Annotated in this window: 19 protein-coding genes and 2 other annotated features; of the genes, 5 read left to right on the top strand and 14 right to left on the bottom strand. The window is 36.3% G+C overall.

The window, feature by feature from the left end:
- Positions 1-192: 192 nt before the first annotated feature.
- The 4 genes from scpC to AC3WVA_RS14515 form a co-directional block, all read right to left on the bottom strand.
- On the bottom strand, positions 193-1707 hold the full coding sequence (scpC, locus tag AC3WVA_RS14500) for a succinyl-CoA:acetate CoA-transferase ScpC (RefSeq protein ID WP_098346852.1): 1515 nt from the start codon (positions 1705-1707) through the stop codon (positions 193-195).
- 127 nt (positions 1708-1834) lie between these two features.
- Positions 1835-2479, bottom strand: a complete 645-nt coding sequence (locus AC3WVA_RS14505; protein ID WP_071758995.1) for a LytTR family DNA-binding domain-containing protein — start codon at positions 2477-2479, stop codon at positions 1835-1837.
- 81 nt (positions 2480-2560) lie between these two features.
- Positions 2561-3166 carry a pentapeptide repeat-containing protein gene (locus AC3WVA_RS14510; protein WP_048527282.1) on the bottom strand — a complete coding sequence of 202 codons (606 nt, stop codon included), beginning with the start codon at positions 3164-3166 and terminating at the stop codon, positions 2561-2563.
- A gap of 54 nt (positions 3167-3220) precedes the next feature.
- Complete coding sequence (locus AC3WVA_RS14515; protein WP_048527281.1) at positions 3221-4144, bottom strand: alpha/beta hydrolase; 924 nt, start codon at positions 4142-4144, stop codon at positions 3221-3223.
- Positions 4145-4349: 205 nt separating this feature from the next.
- On the opposite strand from AC3WVA_RS14515, the gene AC3WVA_RS14520 reads away from it, so the two are divergent.
- Positions 4350-5111, top strand: coding sequence for a DODA-type extradiol aromatic ring-opening family dioxygenase (locus AC3WVA_RS14520; RefSeq protein ID WP_048527280.1), 762 nt, complete (start codon positions 4350-4352; stop codon positions 5109-5111).
- Between the two features lie 53 nt (positions 5112-5164).
- Here the strand turns inward: AC3WVA_RS14520 and AC3WVA_RS14525 are convergent, their stop codons facing one another.
- The 3 genes from AC3WVA_RS14525 to AC3WVA_RS14535 all read right to left on the bottom strand — a co-directional run bounded on the left by AC3WVA_RS14525 (position 5165) and on the right by AC3WVA_RS14535 (position 8133).
- Complete coding sequence (locus tag AC3WVA_RS14525; protein ID WP_048527279.1) at positions 5165-6379, bottom strand: multidrug efflux MFS transporter; 1215 nt, start codon at positions 6377-6379, stop codon at positions 5165-5167.
- Positions 6380-6546: 167 nt separating this feature from the next.
- The gene (locus AC3WVA_RS14530) at positions 6547-7398 is read right to left on the bottom strand and encodes a GNAT family N-acetyltransferase (RefSeq protein ID WP_141539462.1); all 852 of its coding nucleotides are present in this window, start codon (positions 7396-7398) and stop codon (positions 6547-6549) included.
- Positions 7399-7416: 18 nt separating this feature from the next.
- Positions 7417-8133 (bottom strand): DUF554 domain-containing protein, encoded by a 717-nt coding sequence (locus AC3WVA_RS14535; RefSeq protein ID WP_098880785.1) that lies wholly within the window; start codon positions 8131-8133, stop codon positions 7417-7419.
- 215 nt (positions 8134-8348) lie between these two features.
- Between AC3WVA_RS14535 and AC3WVA_RS14540 the strand changes: the two genes are divergently transcribed.
- The gene (locus AC3WVA_RS14540; RefSeq protein ID WP_098880786.1) at positions 8349-9452 is read left to right on the top strand and encodes a CapA family protein; all 1104 of its coding nucleotides are present in this window, start codon (positions 8349-8351) and stop codon (positions 9450-9452) included.
- A gap of 52 nt (positions 9453-9504) precedes the next feature.
- The gene (locus tag AC3WVA_RS14545; protein ID WP_000910227.1) at positions 9505-9732 is read left to right on the top strand and encodes a hypothetical protein; all 228 of its coding nucleotides are present in this window, start codon (positions 9505-9507) and stop codon (positions 9730-9732) included.
- 80 nt (positions 9733-9812) lie between these two features.
- On the opposite strand, the gene ilvA is transcribed toward AC3WVA_RS14545, so the two are convergent.
- From ilvA to ilvE, 6 genes are read right to left on the bottom strand one after another with little or no spacing between them, the layout of a single operon-like run.
- Entirely contained in the window at positions 9813-11075 is a 1263-nt protein-coding gene (gene ilvA, locus AC3WVA_RS14550; RefSeq protein ID WP_098346847.1) for a threonine ammonia-lyase IlvA, read from the bottom strand.
- A 31-nt stretch (positions 11076-11106) separates the two neighbouring features.
- Positions 11107-12780 (bottom strand): dihydroxy-acid dehydratase, encoded by a 1674-nt coding sequence (ilvD, locus tag AC3WVA_RS14555; protein ID WP_098346846.1) that lies wholly within the window; start codon positions 12778-12780, stop codon positions 11107-11109.
- A gap of 46 nt (positions 12781-12826) precedes the next feature.
- Positions 12827-13834 (bottom strand): ketol-acid reductoisomerase, encoded by a 1008-nt coding sequence (locus AC3WVA_RS14560; RefSeq protein WP_098346845.1) that lies wholly within the window; start codon positions 13832-13834, stop codon positions 12827-12829.
- Positions 13835-13848: 14 nt separating this feature from the next.
- On the bottom strand, positions 13849-14079 hold the full coding sequence (locus tag AC3WVA_RS14565) for an ACT domain-containing protein (RefSeq protein WP_048527271.1): 231 nt from the start codon (positions 14077-14079) through the stop codon (positions 13849-13851).
- Positions 14076-15788, bottom strand: a complete 1713-nt coding sequence (gene ilvB, locus AC3WVA_RS14570; RefSeq protein ID WP_098346843.1) for an acetolactate synthase large subunit — start codon at positions 15786-15788, stop codon at positions 14076-14078. Before ilvB ends, AC3WVA_RS14565 begins: the two co-directional genes overlap by 4 nt.
- Before the next feature lie 22 nt (positions 15789-15810).
- On the bottom strand, positions 15811-16710 hold the full coding sequence (gene ilvE, locus AC3WVA_RS14575; RefSeq protein ID WP_048527269.1) for a branched-chain-amino-acid transaminase: 900 nt from the start codon (positions 16708-16710) through the stop codon (positions 15811-15813).
- Between the two features lie 152 nt (positions 16711-16862).
- Positions 16863-17101, bottom strand: a binding site (T-box leader).
- A gap of 67 nt (positions 17102-17168) precedes the next feature.
- Positions 17169-17414, bottom strand: a binding site (T-box leader).
- 265 nt (positions 17415-17679) lie between these two features.
- On the opposite strand from ilvE, the gene AC3WVA_RS14580 reads away from it, so the two are divergent.
- Together AC3WVA_RS14580 and msrA are read left to right on the top strand one after the other, a co-directional pair.
- Complete coding sequence (locus AC3WVA_RS14580) at positions 17680-18438, top strand: SDR family oxidoreductase (RefSeq protein WP_098346842.1); 759 nt, start codon at positions 17680-17682, stop codon at positions 18436-18438.
- 91 nt (positions 18439-18529) lie between these two features.
- Positions 18530-19066, top strand: coding sequence for a peptide-methionine (S)-S-oxide reductase MsrA (gene msrA, locus AC3WVA_RS14585; RefSeq protein WP_098346841.1), 537 nt, complete (start codon positions 18530-18532; stop codon positions 19064-19066).
- A 163-nt stretch (positions 19067-19229) separates the two neighbouring features.
- On the opposite strand, the gene AC3WVA_RS14590 is transcribed toward msrA, so the two are convergent.
- Positions 19230-19430, bottom strand: coding sequence for a hypothetical protein (locus tag AC3WVA_RS14590; protein ID WP_341013686.1), 201 nt, complete (start codon positions 19428-19430; stop codon positions 19230-19232).
- Between the last annotated feature and the right edge of the window lie 143 nt (positions 19431-19573).

Here is a 19573-nt window from a genome sequence, read left to right on the forward strand (position 1 = left end):
GATATATAAACTCTTAAAATGATTCGAAAAGCAATTTAAAAAACCTCTTATTTCCGGAAATAAGAGCTTACTTTTATAATTCTTCATAATAGGTAACAATTTTTCAAAAGAAAAAAACGCCATTCCTGAAAATTGGCGTTCTTTTTCTTTTAACCTTTATGGCATATTATATTAAAAATCATTTTTACACTTCTAAACAGTTTCTACTACTTCTTCAAGCATTGTTCCATTTTTAGCATAATTCGTATGCCAAGAAAAAGCTTTTTCTAAAACATGAGGGGTTTGTCCACCTCTTGTTTGTGCTTCTTCGTAATAAGCTCTTAGTTGATCACGATACATTGGATGTGCGCAATTCTCAATAATTAGTTCCACTCTTTCTCTTGGCGCTAGTCCTCTTAAATCCGCATAACCTTGTTCAGTAACGATAACATCTACATCGTGTTCCGTATGGTCTACATGAGATACGAAAGGAACAATACTTGAAATGTTACCACCTTTTGCAATCGATTTCGTAACAAAGATAGCTAGACGTGCATTTCTCGCAAAATCACCAGAACCACCTATACCATTCATCATTTTTGTGCCTAAAACGTGAGTAGAGTTAACATTTCCGTATATATCTAATTCTAAAGCCGTATTAATTGAGATTAACCCAAGGCGGCGAATGATTTCAGGGTGATTAGAAATCTCTTGCGGGCGCATCATTAATTTGTCACGATATTTTTCAAAGTTAGAAAATACTTGTTGCATTTTCTCTTCAGAAAGCGTGATCGAGCAGCAAGAAGCAAAATTAACTTTCCCAGCGTCCATTAGATCAAAGACCGCATCTTGTAAAACTTCAGAATACACTTCTAAATCTTCAAACTCAGAATCTAGCATGCCGTGCAATACTGCATTAGCAACTGAACCAATTCCCGATTGTAGCGGCGCTAAACGATTTGTTAATCGGCCTACTTTAACTTCTTCTCGAAGGAACTCTATTAAATGTTGTGCCATAATAACAGTTTCTTCATCTGGAGGAACAATTGTCGATGGTGAATCCAGTTGATTCGTAAACACAATCCCCTTCACTTTTTCAGCATCAATTGGGATACCAATCGTTCCAATTCGATCATCCGTTTTTACGAGCGGAATTGGAAGTCTTTCCCCTTGTTTACCTGGTTCATATAAATCATGCAGCCCCTCTAGTTGCGCGGATTGGGCCATATTCATTTCAATAATAATGGACTTAGCATTCAAGGAAAATGCTAATGAATTACCAATTGAAGTCGTTGGAATAATCATTCCGTCTTCAGTAATCGCAACCGCTTCCAAAATAGCGACATCTATATCCATAACATCAGCACGAAGTAATTCTGCTGTATGAGATAAGTGCTGATCTACAAATAAAAAGTCGCCGTTATTAATTCCTTTTCGCATAGTCGCATCGGCTTGGAAAGGCAATCTTTTCCCTAAAATTCCTGCCTCAGCAAATAATTTATCTACATCGGAACCTAAGGACGCCCCTGTATAAACATTCACTTTAAAAGATTTATCATTTTTAACTCGGTTTACAAGTGCAAATGGAACTGCTTTTACATCCCCAGCACGTGTAAATCCACTTAAACCTAAAGTCATCCCACTTTCAATCCATGAAGCTGCTTCTTCAGGTGTAACTACTCGATCTTTTAATCGTTGATCCCTAATTCTATCTAAATTATTCTCCATATGTACTCCCTCTCCCAATGAATATTCATAATTATTTTACACATTAACACTATCAAAATAGGGATTTTTGTATACAATGCCGAAAATTCAGATAAAACAGCAAATCTAGGTTCTAAAGCAGAACATTTTAGAATCCTAGAAGCTTACGAAAATAGCTAGCATATGATTGACTCACTGGTACCCTCTCTCCGTTATCCATTGAAAGTACAAAAGTAGAATGCGTATCAGGATAAATCGCTTTAATATGATTCACATTTACTATAAAGGAACGATGGCATCTAATAAACGAATCTTTCGGAAGCAAGTATTCGAATTCTTGTAGCGAGCACTTATGTGTTCCAGTTAACTCTTCTGAATTCACATACGTCTTTTTATCTTTAGCTTCTAAATACATGACCTTTGAGAAAGGAACCGGAACCCATCCGTCTATTGTTTTTAAAGTAACGACTGACTTCCCATCCGTTAAAGCGGGATAAATTGCCGTCACGCAACCTTCAATCTTTCCATTATTTGAAAATGGTACCGCCATTCCATGATAAGGAATACCGAAAACATCTCGGTTAATAAACTCAGAGGCTTTTTGCTTCGTTACTATTGCTTTATGAGCAATCGTCCCTTCCTTAATAGGATCCCCAGCGCTAATCTTTAAATCAATTCGTTTACTTGGCCGATAATAAATATATTCTTCCGTATTCGAAACGGCGATTGATATTTCATCTGAAAATAATTCCCCAACAACATCTAGTAGTATACCTAATGTTTTATCTTCCATAGTATTAACACCTCATTTACTATTATACTACTATTATGATTTGAAAAAACGTTCAGCATTTTGAACGGTTTTTCAAACAATTTAGTTCACCTTAGCTCCATAACATCTTGCTACTGCAACTGCCTGCGCTATATCTAATTTCACATTTTTTAAATCAAAACTTGTAAAGTCAATTCTATCGACTATCGCTCCTTTTAAATCTGCACCGGTAAGTTTCGCCTTACCTAATTGTGCACCGGTTAAATCCGCTTCACGTAAATCTGCTTTTTCTAAATTACATTCATATAGGTCAGCTTCAATTAAACGTATACCCTTCAACATTTGTTTACTTAAGTTCGCGAACCTTAAATTCGTATATGACCAATCGCCCGATATGATAGTTATTCCGTCTAAATTCGCTTCTTCAAAATCAGAGCCAGTCATTTTACATTCTTCAAACTTTGATACGAATAAATTTGCACCCACAAACTTACAATTTGCAAATGTAGTTCCTTGATGAATAGAAGCGTTAAAAAGAGCACCGGTAAAATCACATTCTATGAAATTACAATTTTCAGTAGAAACTTCCGATGCATCTATCCCTCTAAAACGGCATTTTATGAACGTACAATTTTTCAATTCCTCTTCTTTAATCAAAACATCTTGAAAATCTATTTCTACATATTCTTTATTTACAAATTCACTCATAACTACTCCTCCATATCCTTAAAGAAACCTCACTTCAAAAAGTGAGGTTTCTGCTCATACAATATGTCCATCTAACCAAGAAATCAAATCTTGAAATACTTCATCTCGATTTACTTCATGGAACATTTCATGTCTTCCATTTTCATATAAACGCAGTGTTACATCTTTCACGCCACATTTTTTATAATTCTCATATACTTCCTTTACACCTTTCCCCATATCCCCAACAGGATCACGATCTCCTGAAAAAATATGTATTGGAAGGTTTTTCGGTGTTTTTTTGAACTCTTCTAGTTTATTAACTTCTAATACACCAGAAAACAATTCGCGATAAAAACTCGTCGTACAAATGAATCCACATAACGGATCAGCAATATATTTATCTACTTGATTATTATCTGAAGATAACCAATCAAATTTTGTACGATTTGGTTTAAAGTGTGAATTGAAGTTTCCGAAAGATAAAAAGTTTAGCATCGGACTTTTCGTTTTTTCCCCGCGTAATTTCATCTCAATTGTTGCTACTTTATGACCGATACTTCCTAAAAGTCCTGGATTTCCACCAGTTCCTGAAATAAGAAATCCATCATACAATTCACCCTTCAGTTGTACAGCACGCCTTGATAAAAAAGAACCCATACTATGTCCAAGTAAAAATAACGGGCATGTCTGCTCTTTTCTTATCGTTTCAGATACAAAAATCACATCAGACACAGCCTCATTCCAACCTACATTTGGTTTAAAATAACCATAATCTTCTTCTCTTTTCACCGTTTTCCCATGACCTTTATGATCATGCGCATAAACACCATAGCCCGCTTCTAATAACGCATCAATAAAGTCTGTATAAACACCTGCATGTTCTGTCATACCATGTGCAATTTGAATAATCCCTTTCGGTTCACCTTCTGGTAACCACTTACGCAAATAAATTTCTGATCCATCCAATGCCGTAACGAAACTTTCCTGTACGTTCATTTCGTCAGCTCCCAACTCTATTATGTATCTTTAAAAATGAATATCCATTCATTATTCTTACTATGTATTATATGCAATTGCCTTCATTATGACAAATGACTCACTTTTCTAATTAGCTCTTAAATTAATATGTTGACGAACCATCCATAAAAATTATATAGTTACTTACATAAAGTAATTATTATATTTTTGGGAGGTTTCTATTATGATGCCATCATTATTTTTAGCACACGGATCACCAATGCTTGCTATTCAAGATACAGACTATACAAGGTTTTTAAAAATACTTGGAGAAACATATAAACCAAAAGGAATTGTTATTTTCACTGCTCACTGGGAAAGCGAAGTACTAACAATTTCTTCATCAGATAACGAATATGAAACAATTTATGATTTTGGAGGTTTTCCTCCTGAGTTATACGAAATCAAATATCGTGCGAAAGGCTCTTCTAACATTGCATCCATGTTAGAAACAAAATTTAAAAACAAAGGTATTCCGGTCCATCATAATATGACGAGAGGTTTAGACCACGGCTCATGGACACTCTTGCACCGTATGTATCCAGAAGCAAATATTCCTGTCGTACAAATATCAGTCAATCCATTCCTTCCTGCAAAAGAGCAATTTAAGATTGGAGAAGCATTAAAAGGACTTGGACAAGAAGATATTTTAGTAATCGGAAGCGGTGTTACCGTTCATAACTTACGAGCACTGAAATGGAATCAAAGTACACCCGAACAATGGGCAATTGAATTTGATGATTGGATTATAAAACATATGCAGACTACTGATAAAGATGCATTATTTCATTGGGAGACAAATGCCCCTCATGCTCAATTAGCTGTACCAAGAGCAGAACATTTTGTTCCTTTATTTATCGCTATGGGAAGTGGTGAAAATAGTGGTGAAGTCATTCACCGCAGTTACGAGCTTGGTACGTTAAGCTATCTTTGTCTCAAATTTTAAAGAAAAAGGATGAAGCAACCACTGCTTCATCCTTTTCATTTTCATTCACTTAGTTAACTAACTTCCAAATGTCGTTTCTCTGATACTTCTTCGTTCTTATTATGAAAATAAACCCAAATGCACGCAATAAATAATAGTGATGATGTAGAGAAGAAAACATATTGGAAGCCTGCATGTGCTGCAATTTGTCCACCAAGTACTGGTCCAATCATATTTCCTAAAAACTGAAACGATTGATTATACCCAAATATTCTTCCCGTTACATGGGTTGGTGTATGTTGTTTTAGTAGAGTTTGTACGGAAGGTAATAATCCTGCTTGTGCGATACCTAATAAAAATCGAAGAATTAATAGTTGCCAAGCTGAAGTTACAAATGCTTGCGGGATAAAAATAATTCCTGCAGCAAACAACGCTACAACTAACGTTTTTTGAGGACCAATTTGATCTGATAATCGTCCGAGTCTTGGTGCTGCCAAAATAACTGCTAACCCTGTCGCTGACATAACTGCACCCGCAATTGTTTCAATATGTGCAGTATGAGGACCTACTAAATTTTTTACGTACAATGTAACAATTGGTTGAACAGACATATTAGCAAGTTGAATAATAAATGTTGTTACAAACAAACTAATAATTAAATGCTTCGCTGGAACCATCGTCCATACTTTTTTCGTTTGTACTTTTTTTGCTTGAGCGGAGTGATTCTCTTCATGTAGGAAGAAAAAAACGATGAGAAAAGAAAGGAATAAAAAAGCTCCTGTAACAAGAAAAACATGACGCATTCCAATTAACTCTGACAAATAACCACCAAGTAATGGACCGAGTAAAGAACCGCTCACTCCACCAGTTGAAATTGTAGAAATTGCCCAACCTGAATGCTCTTTCGGAGTTTCTGCTGCAATAAATGTCATCGCTGTTGAAAGGAAACCAGATACTGCTCCCATCAAAAATCTTAGTGCGACTAGTTGATACACATCCGTTACAAACCCCATAAGCGTCATAATAATCGCCATACCAAGGCTCGCACGAATCAGCATCAATTTCCGTCCATGTATATCACCAAGTTTTCCCCATATTGGTGATACGATCGCACCCATTAAAAATGTTATACCAAATGCAAGTCCCGACCACTGTGCAATACTAGAAGTGCCAGTTACTCCCAATTCCTCAATATAAAAAGATAAAAAAGGAATTACTAAACTCATACCGGCTGCAGTGGTAAAACAACCTAGCCAACAAATCATCAAATTTCGTTTCCAGCTGGCCATTTTCACACCTTCTTTCTTTAGATACCCATTCTACACCCTTTCTTGTAAAAAGTTTAGTAATTTGCTTTATTTGTAAGATTTACTACAAAACCCGCTATTTTCTAGTAAGAATCACTACTTCCCTACATTATTTTCATAAAAAAACCAACTCCCCTATATGGAGTTGGTCACTTATTCTCTAACGGTATTAAACGCGCATCACAATTTCTTTCATAAAACTCAATCGGACCTGCTTGTCCAATTATTGCGTATTCATATCCATCTTGCTTCATACTATGTAAACAACGATGTAACAATTCCTTACCTACACCTTTCACACGATTTTGCTTTGCTGTTCCCATTGGACCAAACAATCCTTTCTTCCCTCTCACTACATCATAACAAGCGAAACCTACTATCACTTCTTCTTGTTCTGCTATATAAATAGGTAAATTTTCTTTATATGTACGAAATCCATATTCTAGTGAACGTAACCAACGTTCACCAAATTCCTCATTAACAAAACTTGCTAATTGCTCAAAATCAGAAGGGTTAGCCTTTCTAACCGTACAAATTAAATGATTATAAGTAGGACCAAAACATTTTAAATCGACCGCTAAATCTCTTGGCTCAGCTAGAATACGTAATATATCTTTTTGTATTTGTAGATTTTCAATAAACGTATCCGCTCGAAATAGTGCATCTATAACATGTCCTTCATTCATTATTACTTGTTGAAAACGTTCCATACGTTTCTTCGCTATTTGTAAAATTTCTAACACCTTATAAGATAACTTATATTGTCCTATTTTTTCATACTCTTGATCCGTTAAATCGTCTTGTTTTCGTAATGAAAGTTTTTCTAAAAAATCCGTACCCACGTTACGAAACAAATACATATACAACTCACTGCATACTCCAGTACCTTCTTTACACATGCCAATAAACAAATGAACTGGTTGAATAATATTACTTTCCGCCTCTTCTGCTGCAATCTTCAATATGCTATGAACGCGTTTTGTGAATTGAAATTCCTCCATATGTACCTTCATCCCCTACTACTTTACTATTAAACCGTAACCATAAATAAGTGAAACAATTATACCAACTACCAATATACCTGGCAGTAAATTTGCCACCTTAATTTTAATAATACTAAGTAAGTTCAATCCAATAGCGGCTATCATAATACCACCTGTAGCTGTCATTTCTACTATAAATTGATTCATTAATGCTTTCGGGACCAAACTATTAATTTGTGTTGCAAAAACTGCAATACCTCCTTCGTATAAAATAACTGGAATCGCCGAAAATACAACACCAATTCCTAAAGTTGTCGTTAATATAATAGAAATAAATCCATCGATAATTGCCTTTGTAAATAAAATATCGTGATTTCCGCGAATCCCACTATCAAGTGCACCAAGTATACCCATCGCGCCAATTGCAAAAATTAAAGTAGCTGTTACAAAACCTTCTGATATGCTTCCTTTCCCTTTCGATCCAACTTTTTTTTCTAGCCAATCTCCTAACTGTTTTAACTTTCCCTCTAATTGTAACCATTCCCCGATGACGGTACCAATTACTAAACTTAGTATGACAACAAGAAAATTTTCACTTTTCAATGCCATTTGAAGTCCAAGCACAGTAACCGCTAAACCGATTGCATGCATAATTGTTCCCTTCATACTTTCTGGAATCCTACTAAATAATTTACCTAGTAAAGTACCAAATATAATACAAACCCCATTTACAACTGCTCCTAATATAACCATTTCTCATTCTTCACCCTTCGAATTCTTTATTTCTATATTTTGGTTTATTCATTGATTTACAGGTTATCTATATGTTAACTTAATATTGAGAATATTAACAAATGTTTTTCACAACATAAACCGCAATTTTTGTAGTTATACATAATGTGAAACTTTACTTAACGTGAGTTTTATTGCCCACAAATTGCGGTATAAATTCAAAAGGGACGGTATTTATGAAAACTTTACTAAAACGATTTCTGTTAATAGCCTTTTGCATTACACCAATTGTTTTATTAATTAACTACTCTTTTACTTCAAAAGCGAAAGACAAACCCGATTTGCAAAACAAATCTAGTAAAACCGCTTCAACAAATGAAAAGAAAATAGAAAATCCTGAAATCACACTCACCTTCTCTGGTGATACAATGTTCGATTGGCAATTACGTCCTGTAATCGAAAAAAACGGGGCTGATTATCCATTCCAGCATGTAAAAGAAGAAATAACAAAAGCTGATATTTCTTTCGTTAATCTAGAGTCAGCATTTACAATGAGAGAAAAGAAAGCTCCTGGACAACTGTTTTGGATTAAAAGTGATCCATCCACGCTTCAAGCGATAAAAAACACTGGATATGACATCGTAAATATTGGGAATAACCATACACTTGATTATGGGCAAGATGGATTATTAGACACAATTTCTCACGTAGAAAAATTAAAGTTCCCTTACATCGGAGCTGGGAAAAATGCAAAAGATGCATATACAGCGCGAGAAATGACTGTAAAAGGGAAAAAGTTCAAATTTCTTTCCTTCGTTCGATTTATGCCTGATACGAATTGGGTAGCTGGCGACAATAAACCTGGTGTTGCGAACGGATATGATTTAAATCTCGTAACAAAAACAATTAAAGAGCAAAAGAAAGGTGCAGACTATTTAATTGTCTATATGCATTGGGGCGTTGAAAAATCAAATCGTCCGGTAGAATACCAAAAACAATATGTACCTAAAATGGTTGAAGCAGGAGCCGACGCGATTGTCGGAAGTCACCCACATTGGCTTCAAGGATTTGAGTATTATAATAAAGTTCCTATCGCTTACTCATTAGGAAACTTTTTATTCCCAAGTTACGTGAGCGGGAAAAGCGCCGAAACTGGCGTATTAACTTTAACTTTTAAAGGAAAGGATGTCCAAATGTCATTCAATCCTTACATCATCCGTAACAACCAAATCTCCCCTGTAAATGAGGAGGAAAAGAGAAAAGCTCTACAATATTTACAAACGATTTCAACTGATGTAGAAATTGATGATACAGGGAACATAAAAAACAAGCGAAACTAGACAACGCAATATCTATTTCTCTGTAGCATACATTATAGAATAGGTGATGAACATGCTGAAAGACTTATTAGAAAATGTAAGTTTGTTAGAAAACATTTATAAAATGTCTATAGCCGTTCTACTTTTATGTTCATTTTTCTCTGTTAGACTTCTAAAAAAAATAAAACGTGAACGAACACTTACTACCTTTGAATTTACTATGTATGTAATCATTCGTATTGCGATACTCTTTTGGTTAACTAGCTTTATTCTTCTTGAATTTAATGAGTATCTAGTTTAACTTTAAAAAAGATAGAACAAGCATTATATTTCCCCGCTTGTATCTATCTTTTTTATTTGGGTGCTAACTCTTTCCTTCTATTAAATAAGTAAATCAAACAAAACAGGATTTTTATTAAGCTCCATAAATTGAATATTATTTTCTTTAAAACGAGTAATTAATTGCTCATAATCTTCTTTATGTTTTAACTCTACTCCGACTAATGCTGGACCATTTTCTTTATTATGTTTCTTAATGTATTCAAAGCGTGTAATATCATCTTCTGGTCCTAATCCTTTATCAAGAAATTCTCTTAGCGCACCTGAACGTTGCGGGAATTCAATGATGAAGTAATGTTTTAATCCTTCATAAATGAGGGAACGTTCTTTCATTTCTTGCATTCTATCAATATCGTTATTTCCACCACTTAGCGTACATACAACTGTTTTACCTTTTATTTCATCTCTATATAAATCAAGCGCTGCAATAGATAGTGCACCAGCCGGTTCAGCTACAATTGCATTTTTCTTATACAGTTCTAAAATCGTCGTACAAACTTTTCCCTCTGGTACTAAAACAATGTCATCAATTACATCTTTACAAGTTTCAAATGTTAACTTTCCTACCTTTTTAACAGCTGCCCCATCAACAAAACTATCTATTTTCTCTAATGCGACATTTTCATTTTGAAGAAAGGCCTCTTTCATAGAGGCAGCTCCCATCGGCTCTACACCAATGACCTTTGTAGCAGGACTAACACCTTTCACATATGTACCAACACCTGATGCTAACCCACCGCCGCCGATTGCTGTAAAGATATAATCCACTGGTTTCTCCATATCATGCATAATTTCAACTGCCACTGTTCCTTGACCAGCAACTACATACGAATCATCAAATGGATGAACGAACGTCATCCTATTTTCTTCACAATAGCGCTGTGCTTCTTGGAACGAACTATCAAATGTATCACCAACTAATACAATTTCCGCAAAATCGCCACCAAAAAACTGTACTTGCGATACTTTTTGTTTAGGCGTCGTTGTCGGCATAAATATCTTTGACGGAATCTTCAATAAATTGCACGTATAAGCAACTCCTTGTGCATGATTACCAGCACTTGCACAAACAACGCCGTTTTGTAATTGTTCTTCCGATAAACTTTGAATTAAATTGTACGCACCACGAATTTTGAAAGAGCGAATCAATTGTAAGTCTTCTCGTTTTACATAAACGTCACAATCATATTTCTCAGATAAAACTGTATCACGTTGTAACGGTGTTTTAATAACGATATCTTTCATGCAATTATGTGCCATTAAGATATCTTCAATTTTCACTCTCTCCTTTACCTTCTGCACCATTATATATCATCCTTATCTTTTTTAAATTGGCTCAATCAAAATCCGGGATTTTTAGAACTGCACCTGTATTCGCCGATGTTACCATTTGTGCATAACGTCCAAGCCAGCCCGTTTTCACTTTCGGTTCTGGTCTTTTCCACTCTTTTTTACGCTTATTTAATTCTTCATCACTCACTCTTACTTCTAACAATCTTTCCTCAACATCGATACAAACGATATCCCCTTGTTCAAGAAGTGCAATCGTTCCACCCGCAGCTGCTTCTGGTGAAATATGCCCTACTGAAATACCACGTGAAGCACCCGAGAAACGACCATCCGTTAATAGCGCAACATCTGCACCTAATCCCATACCAGCAATCGCTGACGTTGGTGCTAACATTTCCGGCATACCAGGGCCGCCTCTTGGTCCTTCATAGCGAATAACAACTACATCGCCTTTCTTCACTTTCCCAAGCATAATGCCCGCAAGCGCCTCATCTTGTGAATTAAAAATAACGCAAGGTCCTTCAAATCGTTTTACTTCGGTTGCCCCGCTTTTAATAACTGCCCCATCTTTCGCAAGATTTCCTTTTAATATACGTAATCCCCCTTCTTCACTATGAGGGTTTTCAAGAGAATGAATTACTTCCTTATCTTTAATCTCTGCCTCAGCAATATTTTCTCTTAACGTCTGCCCAGTAGCAGTAATACGATCTAAATGAAGTACTCCCTCTTTTCGACTCATCTCTTTCAAAATTGCACTAATCCCGCCCGCTCGATCAATATCTTCCATATGCCAATTGGAAGCAGGACTTACTTTACATAAATGTGGTACACGCCTTGAAACGGCATCAATACGGTTCATATCATAATCTAAACCCGCCTCTTGCGCGAGAGCCAATGTGTGCAACACTGTATTTGTTGAACCGCCCATCGCCATATCAAGCGCGAACGCATCGTCAATTGCTTCTTCTGTTACAATGTCTCGCGGTTTAATATCTCTATCAATTAAAATTTTTAATTTTTCTGCTGCTTGTTTAATTAATTCTTCACGTCTTGGGTCGATAGCTAAAATACTTCCGTTACCAGGAAGAGCTAAACCTAACACTTCACATAAACAATTCATAGAATTCGCTGTAAACATACCGGAACAAGAACCGCAAGATGGACAGCCATGATCTTCAATATCCTTTAATTCTTCTTCTGAAATTTTCCCAGATTGATAAGCTCCTACTCCTTCGAAAACAGAACTTAAATCGACAATGTCTCCTTTAGATGTTTTTCCAGCCGCCATCGGACCACCTGAAACAAATACAGTTGGAATGTTAATACGAAGTGCAGCCATCATCATACCGGGTGTGATTTTGTCACAGTTTGGAATACAAATCATGCCATCAAACCAATGTGCATTTACAACCGTTTCTACTGAATCTGCAATGATTTCACGACTCGGAAGCGAGTAACGCATACCGATATGCCCCATTGCAATACCGTCATCTACTCCAATTGTATTAAATTCAAATGGAACCATACCTGCTGCACGCACTGCTTCTTTAACAAGTTTCCCAAACTCATTTAAGTGCTTATGGCCTGGAATAATTTCAATAAAAGAATTACAGATAGCTATAAACGGTTTATCAAAATCTTCATCTTTCAAACCAGTTGCTTTTAATAAACTACGGTGCGGCGCTTTATCAAAACCTTTTTTAATCATGTCACTTCTCATCTTGTCCAATCCCCTCTTACGTATTTTTCACTTACAATCACTTACTCTATTTCTTTACTAATTCTTTCGGTGCATGAATCCAGCTCATCATTTCACGAAGCTCTGCCCCTACTTTTTCTAACTGATGATTTTGCTCTGCTTTTTTCATCGCATTATATGTTGGACGCCCAGCTTGATTTTCTAAAATCCACTTCTTCGCGAATTCACCTTGCTGAATTTCTGTCAGAACACGCTTCATTTCCTTCTTCGTTTCATCTGTAACAATTCTCGATCCTGTTACATAATCTCCGAACTCCGCCGTATCGGAAATAGAATGGCGCATGTTCGTTAAACCACCTTCGTACATTAAATCAACAATTAACTTTAATTCATGTAAACATTCAAAGTATGCAATTTCAGGCCGATATCCGCCTTCTGTTAATGTTTCAAAACCAGCTTTCACAAGTGCAGTTACCCCGCCGCAAAGCACTGCTTGCTCTCCGAATAAATCTGTCTCCGTTTCTTCTTGGAATGTCGTTTCAATTACACCTGCACGTGTACAACCTACACCTTTTGCATACGCAAGCGCTACACGTAATGCCGTGCCCGTAGCATCTTGATGTACTGCGACCAATGCCGGAACACCATTTCCTTCTTGGAATACACGGCGAACGAGATGTCCTGGACTCTTTGGTGCGACCATCGCTACATCTACGTAACTTGGCGGGTTAATTTGTCCGAAGTGAATATTAAATCCATGTGAGAAAAGTAACATTTGCCCTTCACGGAGATTTTGTTCTACTTCTGCTTTATACACATGTGCTTGTTGTTCATCCGGCAATAACATTTGTACAACTTGCGCGGTTCGAACTGCTTCTAAAACAGGCATTACTTCAAATCCATCTGCTTTTGCTACTTCAAAAGACTTACCATGGCGAACACCAACTACAACTTCTACACCAGAATCACGTAAATTTTGTGCCTGCGCATGACCTTGAGATCCATAACCAATTACCGCAACTGTTTTCCCTTGTAATAACTCTATATTTGCATCTTTCTCATAATACGTTTTCATATTCGATACACTCCTTATAATTTATTTACTTGCAGTACATCAATTAATTTTTTCAACTGACTAACAAGTAATGTCGCTTCATTTTCAGTACAAACTGCTGTGAGTTTCATTTCAGAAACACCACTAGTATCTTTTTCGTTTAAATATAAAGAAGAAATATAATAGCCACGCCGAGCAAAAATTCCACTTATACGTAATAAGACGCTTGGCTCGTTATGAATAACGAGTGAAAAAGTATGACTCATTCTTCCCACCTCTTCATAATCATTTCGTTATTCCCTTTGTTTGGCGGAACCATCGGAAATACGTTTTCACCTTCTTCTACACAAAAATCAACTACGACAGGACCTTCATGAGCAAATGCTTCTAACATTACTTGTTTCGCCTCTGTTGAATTTGTCGCTCTTAATCCCTTCACTCCATAAGCTTCTGCCACTTTCACAAAATCTGGCGATCCAATCTTTGATTCTGATAAACGATTTTCATAAAACATTTCTTGCCATTGCCTTACCATCCCTAAAAATTTGTTATTTATAATAAATACTTTTACAGGAATATTATTTTCAGCAATTGTTTGTAGTTCTTGAATGTTCATTTGAAAAGAAGCATCGCCTGCAATACAAATGACGAGTTCTTCTTCTTTTGCAAGCTGAGCACCAATAGCTGCTGGGAAACCAAATCCCATCGTTCCTAGTCCGCCAGATGTGAGAAAAGTCCGTGGGTTTTTCGCTTTATAATAATGAGCAGCCCACATTTGATGCTGTCCTACTTCTGTCGTTACAATCGCTTCACCATTCGTTAATTCACTTACTAGACTAATAACATGCTGTGGTTTTAACTCACACTCTTTTTGATTATAGGAAAGAGGATATTCCGCTTTCCATTCCTCTATTTTCGTAAGCCATTCATCTGTCTGTGTATCAATCGGCATATGTAACAACATATGTAACGCATTTTTCACATCACCAGCAACCGGATATTCCACAGTTACATTTTTATGAAACTCCGAAGGATCTATATCAATATGTACCTTTTTTGAATGCGGAGAAAAGAGTTCTAATTTTCCGGTTACACGATCATCAAACCGAACACCTAGAGCAAGTAGTAAATCACATTCTGTTACTGCCATATTTGCAGCGTACGTTCCATGCATGCCGAGCATTCCTAAAAATAACGAATCTCCTGGCGGATACGCACCCAGTCCCATTAAAGTGGAAACGACAGGAATACGATTCTCCCTCGCAAATTTGATGAGTTCATCAGAAGCACCCGAATGAATGATCCCTCCTCCGATATAAAGAAGTGGGCGTTTTGCTTCTGAAATTGCTTTAGCTACCTCTTTCAGCTTCACACTGTCTGGCATAGGCTCTAACTTATATCCTGGAATCTCAATTACTTCATTATAAAAACTTGTTACCTTTTCATTTTGAACATCTTTTGGAATATCAATTAATACCGGTCCCGGTCGCCCGCTTTCGGCGATGTAAAAAGCTTCTTGTACAATGCGTGATAAATGATTCACATCACGAACTTGGTAATTATGCTTCGTAACAGGTACTGTAATCCCAACAACATCTGCTTCTTGAAATCCATCTTTCCCGATGAGAGGCTTTGCAACTTGCCCTGTAATAACAACTAAAGGAATCGAATCCATATAAGCATCTGCTAAACCCGTAACTAAATTTGTCGCCCCTGGGCCAGAGGTAGCAAAGACTACCCCGACCTTTCCAGAAGCTCTCGCATATCCTTCTGCCGCATGAATAGCAGCTTGTTCATGACGAGTTAAAACATGCTTCAAACCACTTCCGTATAACGCATCGTATACTGGCAAAATCGCTCCGCCCGGATAACCGAAAACAGTCGTTACGCCTAATTTTTTCAAACATTGGATAACGTGTCCGGCACCTTTCACTTCTTCACACTGCAATTTCTCACGTGTTGTATACTGCTCCATTTCAAATAACTCCTCTCCCTACCTATAGTAAACTTTCCGCCAGTCCTGGAACACGTACTCCTCTTTCTCTCGTTAACTTTTTAAATTCCTCTGTTAATTGTTTCGTTACACTTCCTGGTTTCCCATCTCCAATTTCTCTTGAATCAACTTTTACAACTGGAATTAATTCTGCTGCCGTTCCTGTTAAAAACACTTCATCTGCTACATAAACGTCATGGCGAGTGAATGGCCTTTCCTCACATGGAATATGAAGTCTCTCACATAACTCGATAACACTATTTCTCGTAATACCTTCTAGCGCTCCTAAATAAGAAGGAGGTGTTAACACCTTTCCATCTTTCACAACGAAAACATTATCTCCAGATCCTTCACAAACATATCCTTGTTGATTTAACATAAGTGCCTCTAGCACTCCTGCTTGCGCCGCTTCAATTTTTACAAGTACGTTATTTAAGTAGTTCATTGACTTAATGCGTGGGTCTAATGCATCTGGCGTGTTACGTCTTGATGCAACAGATACAACGCTTAATCCATTATCGTAAAATTCCTGTGGAAACAACTTTAATTGTTCTGCAATGATAATAACGCTCGGTTTCACACAACTTCTCGGATCGAGCCCTAAGTCACCCTTTCCTCTTGAAACAATTAACCGAATGTAGGCATCCGCATACTCATTTTTTTGCAACGTTTGTAAAACTGCTTCTTCCATTTCTTCAACCGTCAATGGGATTGTAAGTAAAATAGATTTTGCCGATTCATATAATCGTTTTACATGTTCTTTTAAACAAAATACATTTCCACCGTAACTACGAATTCCTTCAAATACACCGTCTCCGTATAAAAAACCGTGATCATATACTGAAACAACTGCCTTTTCCTTTTCTACAAATTCCCCATTCATATAAATGTACTGGTTTCCCATCTCACATCGCTCCTCTTTTTTTCTCTCTATTTTGCAATCTATTTCTATATCGATTGCTGAGATGAGTATTTTTAACAGAATATTCAGTATATAAATCTTAAAAAATATACTCGTCTCAACAATCGATTACTTACATACTTGTAGCAATCCATTGCTGAGACGAGGGAATCGCGGTACCACTCAGCTTCCTTACACTTCTCACGAAATATAAGCTCTGCAAGTCCAATTAGACTTTTGTTTTTCTATCGGAAACAACTCCGCTACTTTTTACTAGTTTCAAAAGTAGTGCTCCGAGGTGATCTTCAATGATGAAATTGTTACCACCCTCACAGCTTCTAGGCGGCTCTCTGAAACAATCTTTATCATTTACTCTCCTCTTCTACGCATTCTCTTATTCGATTTTTTAAAATAAAAACTCTCGCCTCAGCAATCAACTACTACAATTTAGTAGCTTTGATTGCTGAGGCGAGAGTTTCGCGGTACCACTCAGCTTCCTTATACTTCTCACGAAATATAAGCTTTGCAGGTCCAATTAGACCCCCGTCCTTTTACCGGAGACGATGCCGCCGCCCTCTACTCAGTTTCCCTTTCGCAAGCGATGCTCCGAGGTGATATTCAATGATTCGATTGTTACTACTCTCACAGCCTAGGAGTAGCTCTCTGAAACGATCATAACCATCTACTTTCCTCTTCTTTGCATATGCAACATATAAAGTTAGAAAATTCTTAATTAACTTTTATTTGTTAAACGTATTATAGGACGTTGTTCTTTTCATTGTCAACATGTTTTTCTAAAAAAAAAAAAAAATAAAATTCAATTAATTTAAGAGAAGTCTATTTATTTTTTCTCAAAACAAAATGGGAATGAACTTCTTACACATACTCATATATTACTTAAGTATGTTCGCATTACTACATAAAGAAAAATAACTTAATAACATATAAATTTTATGAGGAGATGAGAAAACTATGTTAAAAGGAAAAGTGGCATTAGTTACAGGAGCAAGCCGAGGAATTGGACGTGCTATTGCAAAACGTTTAGCAAACGATGGTGCATTAGTTGCTATTCATTACGGAAATCGAAAAGAAGATGCTGAAGAAACTGTGTATGAAATTCAATCAAATGGCGGATCTGCTTTTTCTATCTGTGCAAATCTTGAATCTTTACATGGTGTAGAAACACTTTATAGTTCTTTAGATAGCGAATTACAAAAAAGAACTGGTAGTACTAAATTTGATATTTTAATAAATAACGCTGGAATTGGTCCTGGTGCTTTTATTGAAGAAACGACTGAACAATTTTTTGATAGAATGGTTTCAGTTAATACAAAAGCACCATTCTTTATCATCCAACAAGCTCTATCTCGTTTACGTGACAATAGCCGAATTATTAATATTTCATCCGCTGCCACTCGCATTTCCTTACCTGATTTCGTTGCCTATAGTATGACGAAAGGTGCTATTAATACAATGACTTTCACGCTAGCAAAACAGCTCGGAGCACGAGGAATAACAGTGAATGCAATACTTCCTGGATTTATTAAAACAGATATGAATGCGGAACTCTTGAGCGACCCAATGATGAAACAGTACGCTACTACCATCTCCGCTTTTAATCGCTTAGGTGAAGTAGAAGATATTGCCGATACCGCGGCATTTCTCGCTTCTCCAGACAGCCGCTGGGTTACTGGACAATTAATTGATGTTAGCGGAGGATCTTGTTTATAAAAAAACATATATTTTCAAATCTTTTTTATTGCGCAATAAAACAATTTATATAATACTATATAAAACATATATATTTAGGAGGATTACAGCAATGTCCGAAAAAACATACGAACTCGCAACCTTTGCAGGCGGTTGCTTTTGGTGCATGGTAAAGCCATTTGATGAACTTCCTGGTATTCATAAAGTACTTTCTGGCTATGCAGGTGGTCATGTAGAAAACCCAACATACGAACAAGTAAAAGCTGGTACATCTGGTCATTTAGAAGTTGTACAAATTACATTCGATCCTTCTATTTTTCCATACGAAAAATTACTAAATTTATATTGGCCACAAATCGATCCAACTGATGATGGTGGTCAATTCTTTGACCGTGGCCCCTCTTATCGCACTGCTATTTTTTATCATAACGAAACGCAAAAAGAGCTTGCTGAAAAATCAAAACAAACTCTTGCAGAAAGCGGTATGTTTAAAGAGCCAATCGTAACTGAAATTCGCCCGGCTGCACCTTTTTATGAGGCTGAAGAATACCATCAACATTTCTATAAAAAGAACCCAGAAAATTATGCTACTGAGCAAAAAGAATCTGGTCGTGAAGACTTTATAAAAGAAAATTGGCAAAAAAAATAATAAAAATGCATCGTACCTTTTAAGTACGATGCATTTTTATCTTTGAAAAAAATACCATGCAATGATGAGAACAGCCGCTGTTAATGTCCAAAGTGCGATTTCATTTTTCACTCTACTCTTTTTCTTATTCATTTCCTTTCCTCCTAATTGCAATACAACATATTCAAAATTTCCTCTGTTTAATTGTCCACCTTATATACATGAATAAATCCTTACAAATTCTTATAACAAGACCGCCAATGATTCCGATTGCAATTGAAATTACTAACATCTGTCCAAAACTAAAAGATTTTGTATATGTTATGTAGAAAACAATGCACACAAGTAAAATATCTGGTAAAGAAAATAAAAGCTTTTTAAGCATTTCTTCAGCTCTCCTATGCTTTATTTATCTCTTCTACTGTAGCTTTGAAATAAAGCTTGTTTAAAAATTCTATTTAGACACTCATTTTACGGAAAAAGAATAAGAATCCCTTTTGAAAAGAGATTCTTATGTATATGTTCTAT

Source organism: Bacillus sp. EB106-04-02-XG92, assembly GCF_058791995.1.